Annotated in this window: 5 protein-coding genes; all 5 read left to right on the plus strand. The window is 31.3% G+C overall.

Going from position 1 to position 6,106, the window contains the following annotated elements; translation table 11 throughout:
• On the plus strand, nucleotides 1-1,089 hold a 1,089-nt coding region (locus ACIQ11_RS08250; RefSeq protein ID WP_396154180.1), incomplete at its 5' end, for a hypothetical protein.
• A gap of 4 nt (nucleotides 1,090-1,093) precedes the next feature.
• Nucleotides 1,094-1,636, plus strand: coding sequence for an LPS export ABC transporter periplasmic protein LptC (gene lptC, locus ACIQ11_RS08255; RefSeq protein WP_396154181.1), 543 nt, complete (start codon nucleotides 1,094-1,096; stop codon nucleotides 1,634-1,636).
• A gap of 278 nt (nucleotides 1,637-1,914) precedes the next feature.
• Nucleotides 1,915-4,020 carry a peptidylprolyl isomerase gene (locus tag ACIQ11_RS08260; protein WP_396154182.1) on the plus strand — a complete coding sequence of 702 codons (2,106 nt, stop codon included), beginning with the start codon at nucleotides 1,915-1,917 and terminating at the stop codon, nucleotides 4,018-4,020.
• 158 nt (nucleotides 4,021-4,178) lie between these two features.
• Complete coding sequence (gene pth / locus ACIQ11_RS08265) at nucleotides 4,179-4,745, plus strand: aminoacyl-tRNA hydrolase (protein ID WP_396154183.1); 567 nt, start codon at nucleotides 4,179-4,181, stop codon at nucleotides 4,743-4,745.
• A gap of 86 nt (nucleotides 4,746-4,831) precedes the next feature.
• Nucleotides 4,832-6,106, plus strand: a 1,275-nt coding sequence (locus ACIQ11_RS08270) for a zinc metalloprotease (protein WP_396154184.1), incomplete at its 3' end; no start/stop codon positions are given.

Below are 6,106 nucleotides of genomic sequence, written 5' to 3' on the forward strand. Positions count from 1 at the left end.
ATTCATATTAACATATTAAATCCAGCTTCGTATTCAAACCAATTACTTACCACTTTTCAAGTTGGAATGACGTCTAGTTTTTATAACTTAAATACTACATCAACTAAAGAACAGGCTAAAAAAACTACATTTGATTATGTGGTAATGAGTTTCCCTGTGTCGAAAAAAGCAGGAGTTTCTGTTGGACTTTTACCTCATAGTGCTGTAGGTTATAGGCTAAAATCAGATACAAGATCATTAGATGGTTTTACAAAACAATACCAAGGTAAAGGTGGCGTAAATAAAGTATTCCTTGGTGCTGGTTACAAATTAAGCCCAAAGTTTAGTGTAGGTATGGATTTTCAATATTTGTTTGGAATTATAAATACGCAATCCGACGTGTTAAATCAAAATATTATTTTTGGTTCAAGAGAAGTTAATGAGTCCACCGTTTCAGGTCTTGCTGTAAATGCAGGATTAAATTTCAAAACTAAGTTTACTAGTAAATTAGATTTCTTTTCAAGTCTAACGTATGCTCCAGAAGCAAAATTAAATTCTGATAATACTAGAAATGTATCTCTGGTATCAGCTTTGGCAAATGGTACTATTGTTCCAGCGTCAGAAGACAAGGAGGTTAATGTAGCCGACTCTAAATTAATCGTACCATCAAAATTAGTTTTAGGTGCCGGTTTAGGAAACAGACAATGGTTTTTAGGTGGAGATGTTGCATTTTCTGGATCAGGAAATCAAGTCAATCGTTTTGAAAATTATTCAAATGTATCATATGAAAATGGTGTAAAAGTGGCGATTGGAGGTTTTATTATTCCAAAATTTGATTCATTTAATAATTATTTTCAAAGAATTACTTACCGTGGTGGTTTCAAATACGAAAACACAGGACTTGTAATTAATAATACAAGTATAAAAGATAAATCAGTTACTTTAGGATTTGGATTGCCTATTTCTGGTACTTTTTCAAGTATGAATTTAGGTATCGAATATGGTTCAAGAGGAACAACAAGCAACGGATTAATTAAAGAAGATTATTTTTCAATAAATATTGGCTTGTTATTTAATGATAAATGGTTCAGAAAAACATTATATAACTAATATAATGAGAAAAAGGGTTGGATATATTGCTTTTCTTTTAGCGATTTTGTTTCTGCAAAGTTGCGAAAGTAACCTAAAAGATGTTCAACGCATTTATAAAACATCATTTGTTCCAACAGGTGAAGCCGATTCCATTAACTTGAAATACACCGATTCTGGAAGAGTAAAATCCATCTTGCAGAGTTTAAAAATGGTTGACTATTCTACCGCAAAAAATCCGTTTGTTGAATTTCCGAAAGCCGTTTTAGTAACGCTTATTGACGCAAATGGTAATAAAACCACAGTTGTTGCAGACAAAGCCATTTCGTATAAAAAAACAGAAGTAATTGATTTAATTGGGAATGTAAAAATTCAAACCTTCGATGGAAAAGTTTTACAAACCAATCAATTGTATTTTGATCAAAAAAACGAATGGTTTTTTACAGAAGAAGCATTTACTTTTAAAGATGCTGACGGAAGTTATCTTCAAGGAATAGGAATTGATTTTAGTAAAGATTTTAAAATCTTTAATATGCAAAACAACAACGGGGAAGTCAATAATATGTAATACAAAAAATATGAAATATTTTAAATACACACAATACTTATATTTAATAGCGTCACTACTTTTTATGATATCTGTATTTGTAAAAATAATGAAAAATGAAGATTATGGTTTACAAGCAATTATAGCAATAGGATTCGCTATAATGTTTTTTGTGCGCCGCAGTTTTGTTAAAAAAATGGAAAACAACAAAAAAAACTTATAAAAAATCGACAATACTATTTTATTATTAAATAGATAATTGTATTTTCGCCCTCTGAATAAAAAAAATCAATATAAAAATGGCAATTTTATCAAAAATTAGACAACGTTCTATCTTATTAGTTTTAATCATAGCATTAGCATTATTTTCATTTGTATTAGCAGATGTAATTAAAAGCGGTGGATTTGGCGGTGGTTCAAATAACATTGGTTCAGTGAATGGAACAAAATTTGAATACCAAGAATTTATGAATAAGGTAGCTAACGCTCAAAAATCGCAACAAGGGGCTTCTAATACGCAAGCTTTAAATTCAGTTTGGGAACAAGAAGTTAGAAAAGCATTATTAACGGATCAATACGATAAAATTGGTTTATTGTTAGGAAAAGAGCAATTAATGGCGGTTATTAAAAACGACCCACAATTGTCTCAATCACCACAGTTTTTAAATGCTGCAGGTAAATTTGACGATAAAAAATTTGCGGAATACATCAATTCTTTACAAAGTGCTCCAGACCAAACACAATGGAACAACTGGAAAACATATGAAGTTCAAATTGAAGATTTTGCTAAAGAGCAAATATATAACACATTGATTAAATCAAGTGTATATACTACTAAAGCAGAAGGTAAATTAAAATACGAAAGAGATAATAATAAAGTTGATTTTGATTATGTAGCGTTAGCATTTTCTACAGTTAGTGACGACCAAGTTAAGGTTACTGACGAGGAAATTATGGCTTATATGAAAAAAAATCCTAAAAAATTCAAATCAGACAATACAAGATCTGTAGAATATGTATTAGTTGAAAACAAACCATCTGCAGCTGATGAAGCCGTAATGAAATCTAAAATGGATGGATTTCTAAATGGTAAAATTGAATTTAAAAACGGTGTAAACGATACTATTGCTTCATTTCGTGCAGCAACAAATGTGGCCGCGTATGTTAACAAATATTCAGAAGTTAAATTTGATTCTACGTATTTAGCTAAAAAGGATATTAACCCTCAATTTGCAGAACAATTATATGCATTAGCACCAGGACAAGTTTTTGGTCCTTATACAGATAATGGATATTCAAAATTATCAAGAGTAGCTGGAAGAAAATCTGGCGCTACTGCAAAAGTTAGTCATATTTTAGTTGCTTATAAAGGCGCTATGCAAGCCGCTCCAACAGTTAAATTAACTAAAGAAGAAGCTAAAGCTAAAGCAGAAGGTTTATTGGCGCAAGTTAATGCAAATCCATCAAGTATGGCGATGTTAGCTATGATTAATTCTGACGACCAAGGTTCAAAACAAAATGGTGGAGTATATGATAATGTGGCACCAAAACAAATGGTTAAACCTTTTGATGATTTCTTATTTGGTAATCCAGTAGGAAAAACAGGAGTTGTAGAAACAGATTTTGGTTTCCACGTAATGAAAGTGGATGGAAAGAATGATGCGGTTTTATTAGCTACAGTAGCTTTAAAAATACAACCTTCTGAACAAACAGAAGATGTTAATTATAATAAAGCATTAAAAGTAGAATCTGACGCTACAGCTAGTGGTCTTGAAAAAGCAGCGAAAACTGCAGGTTTAAAAATTGCACCAGTTACTAGTGTGAAAGCATATGATGAAAATGTAGCCAATTTAGGTTTACAAAGACAAATTGTAACTTGGGCATTCAACGAAGACACAAATATAAATGACGTAAAACGTTTTGATATTGTGAATCAAGGATTTGCTATAGTAAAATTAAAATCTAAAAATGATGAAGGTTTATTGCCTTTAGAATTAGCAAAACAACAAGTTGAGCCATTAATTAAAAATGAGAAAAAAACGGCAATACTTAAAAAGAAAATGACAGGTACAACTTTAGAAGCAATTTCAAAATCTACAGGTTCTACTATAGCACCTGCGGTAGGAGCTACTATGGCATCTCCAGTAATTCCTAATTTAGGTTATGAACCAAAAGTGGTAGGAACTGCATTAGGTTTAGCTTCAGGAAAAACATCTAAAGTAATTGAAGGAAATTCAGGATTATTTATGGTAAGAACCAAAACACTTACCAAAGCGCCTGTTGTAAAAGATTTTAAAACACAAATTGATCAGTTAAATCAACAAACTAAAGGTTCTGCTCCGTATAGAATTGTTCAAGGTTTAAAAGATAAAGCTAAAATTGAAGACAATAGAGGTAAATTCTAAAAATATAAATTGAATAATAAAAAAAGGGGCTGATTTATTCAGCCCTTTTTTTATTTTTGTAAAAAGTTAATATGTCATTTATACAATCTTTATATAAAATTTTTGGCGTACACACTGAAATTAAAACAAGTGAAGAGACGACAACTAATTCTCCAAAAATGAAAAAATTTTTAATAGTAGGCTTGGGCAATATTGGTGCAGAGTATGTTAATACTAGGCACAATATTGGATTTAAAGTTTTAGATTATTTTGCCAATCAAGAAAGTATCACTTTTCAAACCCAAAAATTAGGTGAAGTAGCTGAATTTAAAATTAAAGGTCGAACAGCCATTTTACTAAAACCAAACACTTTTATGAACTTAAGTGGAAAAGCGGTTAAATATTGGATGGAAAAAGAAAATATTGAAAAAGAAAATCTATTAATTATTACTGATGATTTAAATTTATCCTTTGGAAGTATTCGAATTAAAACAAAAGGCTCTGACGGGGGACATAATGGCCTTAAAAACATACAACTTTTATTGAATTCCACAGAATATCCCCGTTTTAGATTTGGAATTAGTGATGCGTTTAAAAAAGGCAAACAAGTAGATTACGTATTAGGCGAATGGTCAACAGAAGAAAAAGAAGCTTTAAAAGAAAGATTAAGTCTCTCCTCTGAAATAATAAAATCTTTTGTTTTAGCTGGATTAAATACTACAATGAATGCTTATAATGGCAAATAAATAATCTCATTTCTTTGCTTGAATATTATAAAATAATTATTATTTTGTTATATTTGTTTCTCTTTAAACCAAATTCTTAAAATAAAATGAAAAAAATTACTTTAGTCCTTTCTTTTTTAATTTGCTTCAGCACGATTGCTTTTGCTCAAATTGATAAGAAAGAAAAAACTGTTTTTGGCAAAAAAATAAACCCTGAATTTATATCTCCTTCTGGACATATTAGATGTGCTACAGATGAATATGAGGAATTTCTTCAAAGTAATAACCCTAGAAGAACTACAAGAGCACAGTTTGATGCTATTATTGCCCCATATGTTCAACAATATTTAGACACGCCTTCAAATGCTTCGCAAATTGGAAGCATTATTTACATTCCTGTTGTAGTTCATGTTATTCACAATGGAGATGCATACGGTACAAATGAGAATATTTCTGACGAGCAAGTTCAGTCACAAATAACAGTTATGACTCAGGATTTTAGAAGAATGGCTGGAACTCCTGGATTTAATACTAACCCTGTTGGAGCAGATGTTCAAATTGAATTTGTATTAGCAAAAGTTGATCCAAACGGAAATCCAACAAATGGTATAAATCGTGTTAATTTATGTAAAGACAATTACAATGTTGGAACTACAGCTCAAATACAAGCAGAAATTGATACAAATGTTAAGCCTCAAACTATATGGGATCCAACGCAATATATGAATATGTGGAGTGTAAATTGGGATGGCTCTGACATATTGGGTTATGCTCAGTTTCCAAGCAATGGAACTAGTACAGCTAATTCAGACGGTGTGGTTTCAGGTTATGGATTTTTTGGATCAAGAACAATTTTCCCAGGTGGTAATTACGCAGATATTTCTTATGACAAAGGAAGAACTATGACACACGAAGTAGGACACTTTTTAGGATTATACCACACTTTTCAAGGAGGATGTAATGGTGCTGGGGATAATTGTAATGATACTCCTGCAGTTTCAGCTCCTAATTATGGTTGTCCAGTAGGAACAAATTCTTGCCCTGCTGCTGGTAATGATATGATTGAAAATTATATGGATTACACAGATGATAGTTGTATGAATATTTTCACAGCAAACCAAAAAGCAATTGTAGTATCTGTAATGAATACTTTCCCAAGGCGTTCTACTTTAAAAACGTCTACCAAAGATGTTGCCATTCCATTATTTGCAAATGATGCTGAGGTAAAAATTGAAAATATTTGCGAAAGTACTACTGCAACTTGTGTTACTCCTAATCCAGTTGCGCCAGTTAAAAAAGTTTTGCTATACAATAGAGGAACTGCCAACTTAACTTCTGCTACATTGTCTTATAATATGAATGGCGGAACTACTTATTCGCAA

Origin of the sequence: Flavobacterium sp. (genome assembly GCF_044361065.1) — a bacterium.
Classification (GTDB): Bacteria; Bacteroidota; Bacteroidia; order Flavobacteriales; family Flavobacteriaceae; genus Flavobacterium.

What these genes read in the sequence shown, in the direction of transcription:
- lptC (WP_396154181.1), top strand. Translation starts at nt 1,094, where the DNA reads ATGAGAAAAAGGGTTGGATATATTGCTTTTCTTTTAGCGATTTTGTTT.
- pth (WP_396154183.1), top strand. Translation starts at nt 4,179, where the DNA reads ATGAAAAAATTTTTAATAGTAGGCTTGGGCAATATTGGTGCAGAGTAT.
- ACIQ11_RS08260 (WP_396154182.1), top strand. Translation starts at nt 1,915, where the DNA reads ATGGCAATTTTATCAAAAATTAGACAACGTTCTATCTTATTAGTTTTA.